19 protein-coding genes are annotated in these 16,597 nt (G+C 63.6%); 15 read left to right on the top strand and 4 right to left on the bottom strand.

What is annotated here, in order from left to right:
* Positions 1–1,461, bottom strand: coding sequence for a sugar transferase (locus FOS14_RS23645; protein WP_255450567.1), 1,461 nt, complete (start codon positions 1,459–1,461; stop codon positions 1–3).
* Positions 1,462–1,741: 280 nt separating this feature from the next.
* On the opposite strand from FOS14_RS23645, the gene FOS14_RS23640 reads away from it, so the two are divergent.
* From FOS14_RS23640 to FOS14_RS23600, 9 genes are all read left to right on the top strand, one after another.
* On the top strand, positions 1,742–2,182 hold the full coding sequence (locus tag FOS14_RS23640; protein ID WP_255450565.1) for an Asp23/Gls24 family envelope stress response protein: 441 nt from the start codon (positions 1,742–1,744) through the stop codon (positions 2,180–2,182).
* Positions 2,179–2,466 carry a hypothetical protein gene (locus tag FOS14_RS23635; RefSeq protein ID WP_143773312.1) on the top strand — a complete coding sequence of 96 codons (288 nt, stop codon included), beginning with the start codon at positions 2,179–2,181 and terminating at the stop codon, positions 2,464–2,466. Before FOS14_RS23640 ends, FOS14_RS23635 begins: the two co-directional genes overlap by 4 nt.
* Before the next feature lie 6 nt (positions 2,467–2,472).
* Positions 2,473–2,652: a DUF2273 domain-containing protein gene (locus FOS14_RS23630; protein WP_143773311.1), complete on the top strand. Its 180-nt coding sequence runs from the start codon at positions 2,473–2,475 to the stop codon at positions 2,650–2,652.
* Entirely contained in the window at positions 2,645–3,616 is a 972-nt protein-coding gene (locus tag FOS14_RS23625) for a DUF6286 domain-containing Asp23/Gls24 family envelope stress response protein (RefSeq protein WP_143773310.1), read from the top strand. The genes FOS14_RS23630 and FOS14_RS23625 overlap by 8 nt, the downstream gene beginning before the upstream one ends.
* The gene (locus tag FOS14_RS23620; protein WP_143773309.1) at positions 3,613–4,167 is read left to right on the top strand and encodes a hypothetical protein; all 555 of its coding nucleotides are present in this window, start codon (positions 3,613–3,615) and stop codon (positions 4,165–4,167) included. Before FOS14_RS23625 ends, FOS14_RS23620 begins: the two co-directional genes overlap by 4 nt.
* A gap of 68 nt (positions 4,168–4,235) precedes the next feature.
* Complete coding sequence (gene gmd / locus FOS14_RS23615; protein WP_143773308.1) at positions 4,236–5,264, top strand: GDP-mannose 4,6-dehydratase; 1,029 nt, start codon at positions 4,236–4,238, stop codon at positions 5,262–5,264.
* A complete protein-coding gene (locus tag FOS14_RS23610; protein ID WP_143773307.1) occupies positions 5,261–6,238 on the top strand; it encodes a GDP-L-fucose synthase in 978 nt (325 codons plus the stop codon). The genes gmd and FOS14_RS23610 overlap by 4 nt, the downstream gene beginning before the upstream one ends.
* Positions 6,239–6,335: 97 nt before the next feature.
* Positions 6,336–7,808: a polysaccharide biosynthesis tyrosine autokinase gene (locus FOS14_RS23605; RefSeq protein WP_143773306.1), complete on the top strand. Its 1,473-nt coding sequence runs from the start codon at positions 6,336–6,338 to the stop codon at positions 7,806–7,808.
* Between the two features lie 71 nt (positions 7,809–7,879).
* The gene (locus FOS14_RS23600) at positions 7,880–8,512 is read left to right on the top strand and encodes a YveK family protein (protein ID WP_143773305.1); all 633 of its coding nucleotides are present in this window, start codon (positions 7,880–7,882) and stop codon (positions 8,510–8,512) included.
* A 10-nt stretch (positions 8,513–8,522) separates the two neighbouring features.
* Here FOS14_RS23600 and FOS14_RS23595 read toward each other — a convergent pair whose 3' ends face one another.
* Positions 8,523–9,089 (bottom strand): DapH/DapD/GlmU-related protein, encoded by a 567-nt coding sequence (locus FOS14_RS23595; protein WP_255450564.1) that lies wholly within the window; start codon positions 9,087–9,089, stop codon positions 8,523–8,525.
* 74 nt (positions 9,090–9,163) lie between these two features.
* Here FOS14_RS23595 and FOS14_RS23590 point away from each other — a divergent pair, with 74 nt between their 5' ends.
* The 4 genes from FOS14_RS23590 to FOS14_RS23575 all read left to right on the top strand — a co-directional run bounded on the left by FOS14_RS23590 (position 9,164) and on the right by FOS14_RS23575 (position 13,399).
* Complete coding sequence (locus FOS14_RS23590) at positions 9,164–10,039, top strand: glycosyltransferase (protein ID WP_143773303.1); 876 nt, start codon at positions 9,164–9,166, stop codon at positions 10,037–10,039.
* 196 nt (positions 10,040–10,235) lie between these two features.
* Complete coding sequence (locus FOS14_RS23585; RefSeq protein WP_143773302.1) at positions 10,236–10,781, top strand: hypothetical protein; 546 nt, start codon at positions 10,236–10,238, stop codon at positions 10,779–10,781.
* A gap of 60 nt (positions 10,782–10,841) precedes the next feature.
* On the top strand, positions 10,842–12,095 hold the full coding sequence (locus FOS14_RS23580; RefSeq protein ID WP_143773301.1) for a lipopolysaccharide biosynthesis protein: 1,254 nt from the start codon (positions 10,842–10,844) through the stop codon (positions 12,093–12,095).
* Positions 12,092–13,399, top strand: coding sequence for an O-antigen ligase (locus FOS14_RS23575; protein WP_143773300.1), 1,308 nt, complete (start codon positions 12,092–12,094; stop codon positions 13,397–13,399). The genes FOS14_RS23580 and FOS14_RS23575 overlap by 4 nt, the downstream gene beginning before the upstream one ends.
* On the opposite strand, the gene FOS14_RS23570 is transcribed toward FOS14_RS23575, so the two are convergent.
* The gene (locus tag FOS14_RS23570) at positions 13,356–14,456 is read right to left on the bottom strand and encodes a beta-galactosidase (protein WP_221936761.1); all 1,101 of its coding nucleotides are present in this window, start codon (positions 14,454–14,456) and stop codon (positions 13,356–13,358) included. The genes FOS14_RS23575 and FOS14_RS23570 overlap by 44 nt on opposite strands.
* Positions 14,457–14,660: 204 nt before the next feature.
* Here FOS14_RS23570 and FOS14_RS23565 point away from each other — a divergent pair, with 204 nt between their 5' ends.
* Both FOS14_RS23565 and FOS14_RS23560 read left to right on the top strand, forming a co-directional pair.
* A complete protein-coding gene (locus tag FOS14_RS23565; RefSeq protein ID WP_255450561.1) occupies positions 14,661–15,689 on the top strand; it encodes a glycosyltransferase family 1 protein in 1,029 nt (342 codons plus the stop codon).
* Between the two features lie 97 nt (positions 15,690–15,786).
* Positions 15,787–16,317 (top strand): glycosyltransferase, encoded by a 531-nt coding sequence (locus tag FOS14_RS23560; RefSeq protein WP_143773298.1) that lies wholly within the window; start codon positions 15,787–15,789, stop codon positions 16,315–16,317.
* A gap of 50 nt (positions 16,318–16,367) precedes the next feature.
* Here the strand turns inward: FOS14_RS23560 and FOS14_RS23555 are convergent.
* On the bottom strand, positions 16,368–16,597 hold a 230-nt coding region (locus tag FOS14_RS23555; RefSeq protein ID WP_143773297.1), incomplete at its 5' end, for an ATP-binding protein.

Below are 16,597 nucleotides of genomic sequence, written 5' to 3'. Positions count from 1 at the left end.
CTAGTAAGCTCCCTCCCCTGCTGTTACCGCGCGCAATGTCTTCACGATGATCAGCAGGTCCCCAACCATGGACCAATTCTCGACGTAGGACAGGTCCAGCCGCACGGACTCTTCCCACGATAGGTCAGAGCGCCCGCTCACTTGCCACAGCCCGGTCACCCCTGGCTTCACCAGAAGCCGCCGGTGCACCTCATTGCCCCACGAGTCGAGTTCCCGCGGCAGCGGCGGCCGCGGACCAACCACGCTCATCTCCCGACGCAGCACGTTGATGAACTGCGGCAGCTCGTCGATGCTGAAGCGCCGGATGAACTTGCCGACCCTGGTCACCCGTGGGTCCTCGCGGATCTTGAATAGCGCGCCCGCGCCCTCGTTGTAGGCGAGCAGATCGCTGAGCATCATGTCCGCGCCGGCAACCATGCTGCGGAACTTCAGCATCTGGAATTCCTTGCCATCGGCACCCACCCGCGTCTGCCGGTAGAACACCGGGCCCTTGCTGGTGAGCTTGATGGCCAACGCGGTCAGCACCATGATCGGCGCGACGACCAGCAGCGCGAAGGTCGCAAACGACAGGTCGAACGCGAGTTTGCCCCAGCGCTTGGCGCCCTCGTATGTCGGCTTTTCCACGTGGATGAGCGGCATGCCCGCGACCGGACGCATCACCAGGCGCGGACCGGCAATGTCGCACACGCCGGGCGAGACGACCATGTCCACGTCGTAGGGGTCCAGCTCCCACATCAGTTTGCGCAGACCTTCGTGGCCGAGCTCCTCGGTGGCGGTAACCGCAACGGTGTCGGCGCCGCAATGCTCGAGCGCAGCGATGACCGAGTGCTCGTCACCGAAGATCGGCAACTTTTGTTCGCCCACGATCATGGTGGCGCCCGGCTGGCCCTCGTGGCCAGGAACGCACACACCCACAACCCGATGGCCCGAGGCGAGGCTCTGCTCGAACTGCAAGGCGACCTCACGGACGGCCCGTTCGCGGCCGACCAGCAAGACCGATGTCTGATTCTCGCCGCGTTCCCGTCGATGCGCGATCGACCGGCGCGAAACCCATCGACTCCAGAGGAGGCCGGCCAGCCCGACCGGGAAAGCGATAGCAAGGTAGCCGCGCGCGAAATCGAGCTGGAACAGCAGCGCCACGATGGCGACCACACCAAATAGCCAGCACGTTGTGGAAATAATCAGGCGATATTCGTCCGGGCCGCTACCGAAAACACGCGGAGTGTGCGTCCCGTTCGCCACCAAAGCGCCGATCCATGCCACGATCAGCAAAATTGAGAAAAGTGTGTAATTCAAACCGGCATGCGATTTGGTCGATACGTTGACGTGCAACGCGCCGAAGCGCAGCGCCTGCGCAGCAGCAACCGATGCCGCGATTACGATGGTGTCAGTTATCCAGGTGCGACGGATAAGCGCTGGCTCCCAGTCTTTTCGTGACACCCGCGTGACCGGCTGCGCCATGGCGACCTTGCGGCGCGCGCGCGTGCGGGTTGCCTCGCGAGTAATCGACACCATGGCCCCTGTATCGCTGGTCACACTCGTATCGTTTCGCCCCAACGTCACGAATCTTTATCGCGCGATATACCCCGAATCACGGGATGACCTCGACGAAACCCCTAGCAAACATGATTGTGTCACAACCGTGACCAAAATGAGACATTTGCTAGCAAACTGAGGCTCTCGGCTGACAGTTCAGTCTTGCCATGCGCTGAAACCGGCGATTACTGGGAATATGGCAGTTATGACCGAACCTGCACTCGCTGGCAGCGCAACCAACCTCGGCGACACCTCGCTCGGGCGAACCGTCATCGCTGACACCGTCGTGGCCAAAATCGCCCGCATCGCCACCCGCGAGATCAGCGGCGTTCGCGACGTCGGCGGCGGCGCCGCTCGAGTCGTCGGCCGATTGCGCGACACCATCCCCGGCGCATTCCCCACCAGCACCACCCAAGGCGTCTCCGTCGAGGTCGGCGAGAAGCAAGCCGCGATAGATATCGGGGTCATCGCCTACTACGGCACCGCGCTTCGCGAACTCGCCGCGGCCATCCGCCGCAACGTCATCGCCGCAGTCGAACGCATGACGGGCCTCGAGGTGACCGAAGTCAACATCACCGTGCACGACGTCTACTTCGAAGACGAAGACGAGACCGGTGACACCACGACCACCCCCCGCGTCCTGTGACCGCCGACGGTAAGGCGAGCGCGATCGCCGACGCAGCAATCAACACGCCCGGTGTGGTCGCACTGCACGCGGGACCGTATGGCGACGTGGTCACGCATTTGAGTGGTCAGCGCATCGTCGGTGTGCGACTGAACGAAACCGCCGTCGAGGTGCAGTTGATTGTCGACGTGGCCTACGACTTGCGCTCTGTCGGCGAGCAGGTCCGCGGGCACGCGGAGCGGATCAGCGGGCTGCCGGCGCGGGTGACGATTGCCGATGTGGTGGAGGATGGCGAAGGTGAGTGACCGAAGGTGAGTAATGCCGTCTTGGGCCTGTTCGCCGGACTGTTCTTGGCACTGGCCGGAATCACGGGCGGTATCGGCGGGTTTCTGTTCGCGGTGGTCCTCGGCGGTATCGGTCTGATCATCGGCGCCCACCGCGACGGCACCATCGACCTGGGCGCGTTGCTGCGGAGCCGCGGTCGTGGCTGACCCTGTGAAGTCACCCGCCGTTCGTGGTCGGACTGCGGTCGATCGACTGCAGTCCGACGACAACAGGCGGGTGACTTCGGGGCAAGGCGTAGACCCGGCCGAACGTGGCACTCTCACAGTCCGCAACCGCGCGGGCGCCCGCCTGGTCGAACGAGCAGTGCTGAGCGTCGATTGCGTCGAACGGCACAGCCGATTCACCCGCCGCGACCTGCCCCGCGCGATCGTCGACATGACACCCGAGGCACCGAACATCCGCGTCGATATCGCCGCGGCCTGGCCGGCACCGCTCGCCGATACCTGCCGAGCGACGCAGCGACGGGTGATCCGTGAAATTCAGGAGCAAACCGGCCGGACGCCCGCACGTGTGGACGTCACCATCAGTGGACTCGTCCCCGGCGCGCCCACCGCGCACGTCGAACCCCGCCCAGATTTCGGCGCCGAACGCACTCCGATGAGCCAGCCTGCAGCCGGTCCGGTCGCCGTCGTTGCGGCCGCCGCCCTGATCGCGGTGGGCATCATTGCCGGCCGTGAGCTGCTCATTCAACAGGAGTTGATCGACGGCGCGCCCTGGCTGGCCAACGCATTCACCTGGGCGGGTCGGCTGACCTGGCAGGGGTGGATGCTGCCCGCCGCGATCGCCGCGGTCGTCGCGGGCGTTCTGATTTTGACCTTGGGCCTCAAGCGGCAGCGGCCGACGCACGTGCGTACCGGCGGCAGCCCCGCACTGTGGCTGCGCACCACGGACATGGCCCGCCGATGCACCGCGGCAGCACTGCGGGTCGACGGCGTCGCGGAAGCCCACACCGCCGTCGGGCGCAAGCGGGTGGACGTCACGGTGAAGCCGGGTGCGGATTCCCGTGATGGGCTCGGCGAACCCGTCGCCGCCGAAGTCAGAAAGGCGCTGGCGCAACTTCAGCACCCGATGCAACTGGAAGTAGCGATCGAACGCAGGCCCGCGCGATGAAGCGCAGCACCGCAACCATCGATCGATTGATAGCGCTCCTTGTCGGCGGCTGCGCATTGATCGGTGGACTACTGGTTCTCGGCTGGTGGGCCGAAATCGGATTTGTCCGCACGATCTTTGCCCACGCCGACCAGAGCTGGTACCGCCTCGCGCCGATTCAGTCGTGGTGGCCCTGGCTGCTCGGGGTTGTCGCGGTGTCCGCGGTCGTCCTAGGAATGTGGTTGCTGCTCGGTAACATTCGATCCGTCCGCACGCCGAGCCTGGAATTGCCGGGCAGCGGGCCCGGCGGGGTGCTCGCGATCAATCCCGCACAGATTGCCAATGTCGCGGCGGCCGCATTGAGCGATCACGACGGGATCTCGGCGTCGGCGTCGGCAACCCGGGAGGACGGCGTGCCGATGCTCAACATCACGCTCACCGCCCGGCCCGACATTTCGTTGGACCAATTGCGACGACTTGCGTACGCGACGGCAACGGACATTACGGGCGCGACCGAAGGCACTCGATTGGCAACCCGCTTTTATGTGCGCTATCAATCCGTAGAGCGGTAATCGTTTTTCCGTCGAGTCACGCGGGGGATGGCTCTATTGTTGGACCCTGCGATTGGGATGGAGAACAGATGAAGCGAGCGCTGATCACCGGCATCACAGGTCAGGATGGCTCGTACCTCGCCGAACTGCTGCTCTCGAAGGGCTACGAGGTACACGGACTGGTCCGGCGGTCGTCGTCGTTCAACACAGCGCGCATCGACCACCTGTACGTGGATCCGCACGACCCCGGCGCGCGGCTCTTCTTGCACTACGGCGACCTCAGCGACGGCGGGCGGCTCGCGTCGCTGCTGACCCAGGTCCGTCCCGACGAGGTGTACAACCTCGCGGCGCAATCGCACGTCCGGGTCAGCTTCGAAGAGCCCGAATACACCGGCGACACCACCGGCGTCGGCTCCACCCGACTGCTCGAGGCGTGCCGGCTCGTGGGCCTCGACTGCCGCTACTACCAGGCGTCGAGCTCGGAAATCTACGGCGCGACGCCACCGCCGCAGGATGAGGAAACTCCGTTCTATCCGCGGTCCCCCTATGGCGCGGCGAAGTTGTATTCGTACTGGATGACCCGCAACTACCGCGAGGCGTACGGGATGTTCGCGGTCAACGGGATTCTGTTCAACCACGAATCGCCCCGGCGCGGCGAAACTTTCGTTACCCGCAAGATCACGCGCGCGGCCGCTCGCATCAAGGCGGGCCAGCAGCAATGGCTGTACCTCGGCAACCTCGACGCCGTCCGCGACTGGGGTTATGCACCCGAATACGTCGAGGGCATGTGGCGAATGCTGCAGGTCGACGAGCCGGAAGACTTCGTGCTCGCCACCGGCACCAAGTACTCGGTGCGGGAATTCCTCAGCGCGGCGTTCGCGCACGCCGGTCTGGACTGGCGCGAACACGTGCGCCACGACGACCGCTACCTGCGGCCCACCGAGGTCGATGCGCTCGTCGGCGACTCCTCCAAGGCAAAGCGAAAGTTGGAGTGGAAGGCCACCATCGAGGCCCCGGAACTCGCCCGCTTGATGGTGGACGCAGACATACTGGCGATCGAACACGAAGGCCGCCCGTGGGTTGATACTCCACGTTTTCCGGGTATGGGTGAGCGGTGACCGCAACGCGCCAAGAAAACGCTTCGTCCGGGCTCGATCGCTCCGAACCGATATATGTGGCCGGCCACCGCGGACTCGTCGGTTCCGCCGTCTGGCGCAATCTGACCAATCACAGTTTCATAAATCTGATCGGGCGCGGTTCGGACGAACTCGACCTGCTGGACCGAAATGCCGTATTCGAATTCTTCGCCGCCACCAAACCCACCACGGTCATCTTGGCGGCGGCGCGGGTTGGCGGAATTCTGGCAAACAGCCGATTTCCGGCAGACTTTCTCTCCGAGAACCTGCGCATTCAATGCAACGTCCTCGACGCGGCTCGTCAGCACGAGGTTCCGCGGTTGCTATTCCTCGGATCCTCGTGCGTCTACCCGAAGTTCGCCCCGCAGCCCATCAAAGAGGAATACCTACTCAGCGGACACCTCGAGCCCACCAACGACGCCTACGCGATCGCCAAGATTTCCGGAATCCTGCAGGTCCAGGCCGTGCGCCGGCAGGACGGGCTGGACTGGATCTCGGCCATGCCGACCAATCTGTACGGGCCCGGCGACAACTTCGCCGAGAACAATTCGCACGTCCTGCCCGCGCTCATTCGCCGGTTCGAACAGGCGCGACTGGACGGGGAACCGTCGGTGACCAACTGGGGCACTGGGACCCCGCGCCGCGAATTCCTGCATGTCGACGACCTCGCCGAAGCACTGCTGTTTCTGCTCGAGCACTATCACGAAGCCGAGCCGATCAACGTCGGCACTGGTGCGGACGTAACAATTTCGAATGTCGCGGACCTTGTGGCGCGTGCAGTCGGCTACGGTGGGCGCATTGAATGGGACAGTACAAAGCCTGACGGGACTCCGCGCAAGGTGCTCGACGTGACAAAACTGACGAATCTCGGTTGGTCGCCAAGAATCAGTCTGGATGATGGTGTGCGATCGACGGTGGAATGGTTCAGAAATAACGTCGGCAATATTCGCCAATAATTCGCTGTTCGTCCAGAATTTACAACTGCACAATTGACGGCGCGCCGTGCGGCGCGCCGCTCCTGCAAGCGCAGGCCACGATGTCGAAAGGATCCCCATGAGCCGCAGTGCCTTCCGGCGCATTTTGCGTAGAAGATGGAAAACGATCTTCGCGGTGGCTCTGCTCGGCCTGTTACTGGGCGCCTTGTACGCGTGGCTGGTGCCGCCGAAATACACGGCCACCACTCGCCTCTTTGCGTCGACTCGCAATTCGAGCGTCCTCGAGATGTACCAGGGCAACCTCGCATCGCAGCAACGCATCGTCTCCTACGCGGGTCTCGCCACCGGGCACAGCGTCGCCGAATCCACCATCAAGGCGCTGCACCTGGACATGACCCCACAGCAACTGCTGTCCCGGGTGAAGGCCGACACCACCCCGGAATCGGTGCTGCTGGACATCGTCGTCACTGATACCGATCCGCAGCGTGCCAGCGATATCGCCAACACTGTGGCGGACCAGCTGGTCGCACTGGTAACCAAGATCGAAACCCCGCCAGGCGGCGGTGTTCCGGCGTCGCGACTGACCATCGTCGACCAGGCACAGGTGCCGAGCAAACCGTCCAGCTTCCCGCCCTACCTCATTGTCGGGGTCGGACTGCTGATCGGCCTCGTCGTTGGCGCTGTGCTCGCGGCGATTCGGGACCGACTCGACAGCTCGATCATCGACCCGCTCGAGCTGGACACCGTCCCCAATCTCACCGGCCTCGGCGCGATTCCGTACGCCCGCAAGCTCGCCAAGCAGCCGATCATCGAATTCGATGCCGATTCCACACCTGCGGCCGAGGCATTCCGTGCGCTGCGGACGCAACTGCACTTCCTGCAGGTAGACAATCCACCGCGTGCCATCGTCGTCACCTCGGCCCGAGCCGGTGAAGGTAAATCCATTACCGCGCTGAACCTCGCGCTCGCCCTGGCCGCGGGCGGCGACTCGGTCGCACTGCTCGACTGCGATCTGCGCCGCCCGGTGCTCGCCGACCTGCTCGGCTGCGTCAACACCGTCGGGGTCACCACAGTCCTCGCCGGTCGCATCGGACTGTATGACGCACTGCAGGCGACTCAGATACCCAATCTCGTCTTCCTCGCTGCCGGAGATAAGCCGGCGAACCCCGCGGCGTTGCTTGGTTCGGGGAAGGCACGCGCGATGATCGCCGAGTTGAAGTCGCACTACAACTACATCGTGCTCGACTCACCACCGCTGCTGCCCGTCATCGACGCAGCTGAGCTGGGTAAGAACGCCGACGGCGTCATGATGTGCGTGCGGTACGGGGCTACCAAGAAGCCGGAAATCTTCCGAGCGCTGACCAAGCTCACGAGCATCGACGTGAACGTCCTAGGTGGCGCGCTCACAATGACCCGCGGTGAGGGCGACCTCTCCTACGGCTACACCTACACCGCGGCCGGCGCCGAGAACCCGGTCGAACAAGAATGGCCCGAGGCCATTCCATCGGTTGTCCCCGAGGCGGCGGCCGTGGGCTCTGGTCAAGACAACGGTTCCCGCCGCGGTCGGCATTCGCAGGCGAGCGTCCAGTAGGAAGTGAGAAGGATGCTGGTCGCTGATTCGGCGACAGGCCGGCGCACACTGCTGCACCGAACGGCCGCCCGATGACTCTGGCCGCACTTTTGCGGGCACTCCGGCAAGGGTGGGCGGTTATAGTCGCGGCAACAGCAGTGGGCACCCTTGCCGCGTTCGGCTATTCCCAGCTCGCGCCCACCGTCTATCAGGCGTCCGCGCGGATCTACATCCGCGCCGACCAAGACTTGGGCGGTACCAGCGCTCTCGCCGGTCAGCTTTTTGCCACCAACCGGCTGCGCACCTACGCCGAACTCGCCGCCACCAGTACCGTGCTGCACAGTGCAATCGAGCTGCACAAACTCAACGTCACCGAATCGGATTTGGCGCACCGGATGCTGGTCAGTTCCCCCGCAGACAGTGCGCTACTTGACATCTCGGTTCGAGCTGCCAGCGAGCACGACGCCGACAATCAGGCAAACGCCGTGGCGACGGAACTGGCCAACGGCATCACCGCGCTCGAAAACGCCAACGGCGCAACCGGACTCCAAGCATTAGTCGTCGACCCCGCGGCGCCACCGGCCGCCCGCGTCGAACCGCTCAAGCGCCGAAACATGCTGCTGGGAGTGGTGATTGGGCTAGAACTCGGATGCGCAGCCGCTGTCATCCGCGATCACCGCAAGCGCGCCTCGCAGGCTGCGCCGATACCGGCGTTCGCGGTGTAGCGTGGCAGCGTCACTCGGCCGCCCCCAGCGCGGCGACCTCGTCTGCCGAAGTCTTGGGCACATCGGGAAGCTGCGCCTTCCATTTGGCCGGGACCCCGGCGTACAGGGAGTTGGGCAGGCAGTCCTCGACGACCACGCTCCCGGCAGCCACCACACAGCCCTCGCCGATGGTGACGCCGGGCATGATCGTCACGCGGGCACCGATCCACGAGCCGGCGCCGATCCGCACCGCTGCCTTTTTGTCCTTTCCCCATCTCCGGGAGGACGCACCGAGGTCGTGGGTACAGGTGATGACCATGACGTCGTATCCCAGCCCGGCACCCGCACCGATGACAGTCTGCGCCCCGAGATCAAAAAAGAAACCGCGGTTGATACCGGCGCCCGGACCGACCACCAGACCCCGCCATGCCCCGATGAAACCGCTGGCACCGATCGCCGCGGACGGATCGACGTCGTGACCGACCAATCGCAACACACGAACACGGATACGTGGATGAACGAGCGGACTCGCGAGAATGGAATTGAGGATAATGTCCCGCAGGACGCTCAACACGAGCTCGATCACTTTAATGCGCACCGGGCAATGATGCATGATGGTCCGCAAGCCGAAGCGGTGGAAGTACTAATTCGACGGTTGAGGATTACTGCTAAATGAGTCAACACCGCAAAGAAGAGCCGCGATTCAGCATTTTGATGCCGTGTCTGGACAAGGCCGGCTACATCGACGCTGCGCTCGACAGCGCGCTCTCGCAGATGGCCGACGGTGACGAACTTCTCGTGCAGGACGCCCACTCGACCGACGGCACCAGCGAGACAGTCGCCCGGCGAGCAGCCAACGATCCACGCATTCGCCACTACATCGAGCGCGACAGTGGCCAAACCGACGCGCTCAACAGAGCCTTGAAGAAGGCCACCAACGAGTGGATCGTCTGGCTCAACGCCGACGACATGCTGCTGCCTGGGGCGCTCGACGCGGTTCGGGCCGCGCTGCGCGGCGAAGACGACGGTGCTGATATCGGTCTGGTAATCGGCGACCACCTGATTGTCGACGATGCCGGAGCAACGATCGACGATTTTCCGGCAGATCCGCTCGACAAGCGCACGCTGTTACGGGTCGGCACCGCAATGTTTTCCGGTTCGACAGTCATTCGCAAGGACATCCTCGAAGAAATCGGCGCGTTCGACGAGCGCTATTACTGCGCGATGGATCTCGACCTCCAATTCCGGCTCGCGGAGCGCAATCCTGGTCGCATCTACATCGACAAGCCCCTAGGCGCACTCCGGATGAACGACACGACGAAGTTGTCGAATGCCGCGCACATATTCGTCCGAGAGTGCTGGGAACTGCGTCGGCGCTACAGCCACGGCGCGGACTACCTGTGGGCGATCTACGGCGAAGCGATACAACTCGCAGCATGGGCTACCCTGCGCATCCGGCTGACCAAGCGGTACCGGCGCATCCGCCGTCTCGTGGTCCGGCGACCGGCACCCTCGCTGGCCGTGGCCGACAACTCGACTGCCGCCTGACGGACTGTCGGAAAGGAACATCGCACGAATGACTAGCGCCGCCGAGGCCAAGCGACCAAACGCCATCCTGTCTCTCTTTGTTTGGTTATTGCCGTCCTCTTCGCTGAAGATCAAGCTTTTGCGAATGCTTGGAAATTCCATTGCTGATTCCGCACGTGTTAATCCGTGCCTCGTGTGGAAATGCGGCGCGTTCGAAATGGCAGAAGGTGCCTACATCGGCGCGTTCAATGTGTTTCGTTCATGCCGTCGAGTGGCCCTCGGTCCGGGTGCCGAGATCGGCAACTTCATCTGGATCGGCGCCGGGCCCGAGTATCAGTTGCACCATCCAGAGGCCGGGACACTCATCATGGGCGAGAACGCGGCAATGACGGGTAAGCACTACATCGACTGCTCCGGCCTGGTGGAACTCGAACCGTATGCGGTGATCGGCGGCCACGGGTCGGTCGTTCAGTCGCACGGCCACGACCTCTACGGCGGCGTGATGACGGCCGGCAAGATCGTGCTGGGTCATCACTCGCTGCTCACCACCCGGTGCGTCGTCCTGCAGGACGCCTATCTGCCACCGCAATCGGTCCTGGCGGCCGGCGGTGTCCTCACCCCGCCCAAGGCGGACGAGACTCTCGAACCCAACGGCCTGTTTGCCGGGATACCCGCCAAGCGAGTCCGGGATTTGCAGGCCGAGGGCTACTTCGTCCGCGTCGTCCGTGACTTGCGCGTCGGACGCGTCGACTCCCTCGACTGAGATCCAGTGCCGCACTCAGACGCAGCGCCAGAGTCGGACACTGCGCCCGAAATAGGCGCTGTGCCCGAAATAGGCGCCGCGCCAGCCGCGGGCGCGGCGCCGGCCGCAACCACCTCCGAGGGCCTGCGGTCGGTCGCGAACGCTGCCGCGTTCCGCACGGTCGCCCGCTTGGCTGCGTCTGGGATGCAGGCGGCGACGCTGGTATTGATCGCCCGCGAGACCAACGTCGGTCAGTTCGGTCAGCTCATGATCACGTTCTCGGTGGTGATGGCCTGCGGGATCTTCTTCGGATTCGGGGCGCAGGGCAGGGCCCTGCGCGCGGCGGGCGAGCCCAATACGGAGTCGCTGCTGCGCAGTATGTGGATCGGGCAGGCGGCGGTTGTCGCGACGATCCTCGTCGTCGCCAGTGGGGTTGTGGGCTTTCGGCATCTCGGGCTGGCCACGTGGACGGGCGTCCTTTTCGGGGTGAGCGACCTGCTCAACAACTACGCACAACCACACCTGTCCTCCATGCGCCGCCACCGCGCCGCCACCGTCATCGTCGTTGCGCAACGGGCAATTCCACTGGTCGCTGTGCTGTACTGCGCCGTAACCAGCACGAACGTCTACCCGCCGCTTATCTTCGCCTTCATCGTCACCGCCTTGATCGGGTTGCTGTCGGTCCTGCCGATCGGCGGTCATTTTGTCAACCCGCTTCGGGGGTCCCTGCACTATTGGACCTACACGTTGACGTGGATGTTCCAGCACGTCGAATCGCCAGCGGTGGGTGCCACCGCCGGACGCGATGCGGCGGGCATCTACGCCATCGCCGCCCGGGTCGCCGGACCGATCACGCTGTTCTCCGCCGCCATCTCGCAAGTCGTCATTCCGGAGCTGGCCCGCCGCTGCGGCAGCCCGGAATTCGACCATCTGTTCAGGAAGTTCTGGCGAGCCACGCTGGTGCTGTCCTTCCTCGTGGCTGCAGCCTCATGGCCCATCGCCGAGCTGATCGTGTTCATTGCCGGTCAGCAGTACCAGTCCGCACGCGTGCTGATCTTCGCGATGGTCGCCGCCGCCGCGATAACGCTCTCCTCCCAAGCTTTGAATGCAAAGCTCATCGCACAGGGCTTCGCCAAGCAGGTCACTCGCTGTATTTCCGCCGGCGGGTTTCTCTCCATCGCCCTGCTCGTACTCCTCGGGCTCACCAAGAACACCAACCTGCTCGCGGTCGCGCCGCTTACGGCGCAGACGGTCGTGTTCTTGATGCTTAGATCGGTGAATCGACGTGTTGGCGACGGCAGCTCGATGCCGTTGGCCGAGAAGGTGACAACGTGACCATCGCGCAGTACTTCCTCATTGCGGCAGCGCTCCTGGCCGCCGGCGCCGTGTACCTGTCGCGGCCGAGGGGCTATCGGCTGACCGAACTGGTCTTTCCGGTTGGTTTCGTGTTGGCGCTGGGCGCCTGGCCAATGATCAGCGGATTCATTGTGGCGCCGCTGATCTGGGACAGTCCGTCGGCGTCAGGTGGGCTGTTTGCGACTATGCAGGTGCTGCCGACCGCCGCGTTCGCCGGATGGGCATTTGTCCGAGCGCTGGTAAACGGCAAGCTCACCCTCAATCTGACTGCGCTGATTCTGGCCACCTTGCTGCCGGTGGTCGGCGTGTTCGTCGCCACCGGGGACGCAAGCATCTTCTACTTCGCGGCCGCCACGGTGGTGCTGCTCGGTGTCGTACTGCACGGCGAACCGAAGATCACCCTGGATCAGGTGGCGCTGGGCTGCCGCCTCAGCATCGCGACGATGTTGGTCTGCTTCGCCGTGCTCGCCACGTTCTGGCCGAGCAGCGTCCTGCTTCCGTGCCCGACCTTCAAATGCTCGATCCTCAACCAGGTGCTCACCGTCCAGTTCACCAGCGGAAACTACGGCGGCATCGGAAACCTGGTGGGCATCTTCCTGGTACTGCTGTTGCCGTTTGCGCTGGCTCGCATCGACGTCAAATGCATTCTTCTGCTTGCTAGTTCGGTGCTGCTGGCCGGTGTCGTCGCGGGCAGTCGAACCGCACTCATCGCGTTTGTCATCGCGGCGGTGGTACCGCTCGCGGCGCGGCTGCGACCGTCCATTCATGTAGTGGTTGCCTGGTGCGCTTTTGCCGGCGCGCTGATTTTCTCGATGCTGCCGCTCTATTACCCCTATCGCGGTACGAGTTTCACGCTGCGCGGCTACCTGTGGGATCGCGCAAAGCAGCTGATCACCGAGAACCCGATCGTCGGCCACGGCCCCGGCTTCTGGCGCAGCCAGGGCGACAGCGCAGTCTTCCAGGCCAACTACTCCGCACACAACATTTGGCTCGATGTCGCAGTTTCGGTGGGCCTGTTGGGTATTGCGGTGATCGTCATCGCTGTCGGGTACCACATCGCGCATGCGAGCCAAGCGATGAAGCCCTACCTCGTCGGCTATTACGCGACCGTGCTCGCACTCTGCGCATTCGAATCGGTATACGTTCCCTACTACTTGGGCATTGCGCCAATCGCTGCCCTGCTGCCGCTGCTCGCCGACTACCGAGACTCCACGACTGCCAGCCCGGAGGAAGTAACTCTTACCGAGTTCCAGCCAGCGCCTGATATGCGGCCTTCCGTGTGAAGTCGTGCCGAAGCACCCCGAAGTTATCCTCGGGGTTCGACGGATCCACGCCGGTGTCACGGATCGTGTAAACGAACAGCGGGCCGACGTAGGACATGCTCTCCGCCCGATGGATGGCGTCAACCAAAATGTTGGCCTGAGCCTGCTCACTGACCGATACCGGGGAAGTACCGGTCGGGGCACCGAATTCGGTCAGCCAGATCTTCTTGCCGCCGTCGCCGTGGTCGATCATGACCTGATGGGCTTCGGCGATCGACGACCACCCACCATTCGGGTCGCTGTCGATGGGGAACGGGAACGTGTACGGGTGCAATGAGAGACCGTCGAACGAGCCGCCCGCGCCCGCCGCGTAAAGCTGGCTGACGAACTGCGTCGGCGGGATCACCTTGCCCGCAGGCTCGGGCGCGAGGCCCCCGCTGAGCACCGTCACGTTGCCGGACACCGAATGAATTGCCGCATAAGCCGCACGCAACATCGCCGCATAAGCGGCCACATTGGGTGCCGGCGGAAAGAAGATGGGATTGTTGGGCTCGTTCCAGATCTCCCACGTCGCGACCGACGACACGTAATGCGTTGCGGCCGCAAGCGCGAAGGCTGCAAACTGGCGCGGATCCTGTGGCGGCGCTTCCATGAAGCTCACCGGCGTCGGCGTCGCCGCCCACAGCGGTGCACCTCCACCCAAGAGTCCAAGAACATTCAGGTTGTGCCGTTTTGCGGCGGCGACGATGCGGTCGGTGACGCCCCAGTCGAAAACGCCAGGCACCGCTTCGATCCGGTTCCAGTGCAGGCCCACCCGCACCCACGAAGCGCCCATTGCCACCATGGCGTCCATCTCGGCATTGATTTCGGCGTCGCTCGAATTCATCAGCGCGTCAACCGAAACGAAGCCGTAGGTGCCACCACGCACGTCCCCGCGAGAATCGGGCAAACCGGTCAGGACCGCCGTGGCCAACAGGACGGACACAAAGGCTGCAGCCCCCAAGAGCTTGACGCCAAACCGCCGACGCGAAGAATCCCCGTGCTGTGCCGCCGATTTCGACTGCCGTCTGATACCCACGTTGCCACCCTTCCACTGCGGCGCCGTATGCGATAGCCGCATAATCGCCACGATTTGCCCTGCGTGCGCCACCGGGCTGCTCGGCCAGTCTGCACGTTATCGTCACTCATGCACACGAGATCCGAGTCGATCACTGCAAGCCTAAGGTTCGGTGCCCTCGCATTGCGACCGGCCGGAGCCGGCACCTCGACCTACATTCGGGAATTGCTCGCCGTCCTCGGGCCGCATATTTGCGGGGCGCAACTGAGCGCCTTGGTACAGCGAGATGCCATCGATGAGCTTCCGCCGCAGGTCCGAGCAGTGCCGCGCCCGGTCAATTCCGGCATCAGGCGCGCAATCACCGGTTTTGCGCCCAATTCTGGAGTAAATCTATTTCACAGTCTCGACGTAGATATACCGGTAACCGGTCCGCAAATTTCGGTTTCGACGGTGCATGATCTGTCCGTCTTCGACGTGCCATGGGCATTTGGCAAGATTCGCGTCGCCGGCGAGCGGGCGCTGCTGCGGCACGCAATTCGCCGCGCCGACGCGCTGATAGCAGTGTCCGATTTTACTGCGCAGCGAATTTTTGACGAATTTCGGCGAGATGCCATCGTGATACCACTCGCTGCACCTTCGTGGTGTCGGATTCCCGCTGCCGAGGAAGTTGCCGCAATCCGGAAACATTACGGCCTACCAGAGCGATTTATCTTGCACGTTGCCTCCATCGAGCCCCGCAAAGACATAGGACTAGTCATCGAAACAGCAAAAGCAGCGGGAATCCCGCTCGTTCTCGCCGGCGCAGGGTCGGATCAAGCCACCCTGCCGCGGGAGGTACACGGCCTCGGTTTTGTTGCGTCAGCGGACCTTCCGGCGTTGTACCGCGCCGCTTCTGTTGTCGCTTACGCGTCGCACTACGAGGGGTTCGGATTGCCGCCATTGGAAGCCATGGCGTGCGGGGCCGCGGTGGTAACGAGCGCGGTGGGAGCAATTGCCGAATCTTGTCGCGGCGGGGCAGTTTTGATAGAACAACACGATCTACCGACGTGGACGCGTGCCGTCAAAGAGATCCTTTACGATAGCGACGCTCACGAAGAATTAGCTGCGGCCGCACCACGAGTCGCAGCCCGGCTTTCCTGGCAGCAAACTGCCCAAATGACGGCAGCGGCATACCGCCAGGTCGGCGTCGATGTCGAATTCAATTTGTCCGATTCGGCCGGATCCGACAATATTCGTCCCGAACCTAAGACATAGCGAGCAGGTTTATCTTGTATTCTGCGCGAATGACACTGATTCGGCGATCCGTGGCGGCACGCCAGTGCGCGCCGGCACGCATAAGCCGGATCGCTCGATGACCGGCCGGATAGCCCTGGTCCACGAGCGGTTTACCGAGGTGGCGGGCGCGGAGCGGGTAGTCGAGCGATTGGCTGCTCAATTTCCGGAGGCATATCTATATGCACCGATAGCCACGGAATCCGGCATACCGACCGGTCTGGAGCGTTCCATCGAAACAACGCTATTGGACCGGTGTTATCGCGCAACTGGACAAAAGACCTATGCGCCGTTGATGCCGCTGATGCCACGGTCTTTTCGGCAGTTGCCACTCCGCGACGCTGACTTGGTAATAATCAGCCATCACGCTTTCGCAGTGCAGGCTGCGTTCGCCACTTCCGGAAGAACGGTCGCCTATGTGCACACTCCCGCGCGCTGGGCGTGGGATCCCACCATGCGGACCAGCGAACGTGGCGGACCGATGGGCGCGGCCGCACTGTCGATGTTGTCGTCGATCGCTCGCGCCAGTGAACTCGCTGCGGTCCGCCGATTAGATCTGGTGCTGGCCAACTCGTCGGCAGTTGCGCTGCGGATGTCGACGGTCAGTTAATTCCCCAGGGGTGTCTGTCAGGTAATTCCCCATGTTCGGGTGTGCCGTGTTCAGCGTAGCGGGCTGGTTCGGCCGGTGTCGGTGGCTCGGTTGCCGGGGCGTTTGCGGGGCCTGTAGGAGGGGCCGTCCATGAGGATCTGGTGGCTGGTGTTGATCAGTCGGTCGAGTAGGGATTCGGCGACGACGGGGTTGGGAAACAGCGGGTACCAGTCCTTGGGTGCGCGGTTGCTGGTCAGGATCAGCGGTTTGGCGGCGATGGCGCGGTCGGAGACGAGGTCGT

It is taken from the genome of Skermania sp. ID1734, from assembly GCF_007489285.1.
Classification (GTDB): Bacteria; Actinomycetota; Actinomycetes; order Mycobacteriales; family Mycobacteriaceae; genus ID1734.
This window is presented reverse-complemented; position numbering and strand designations above follow the sequence as displayed.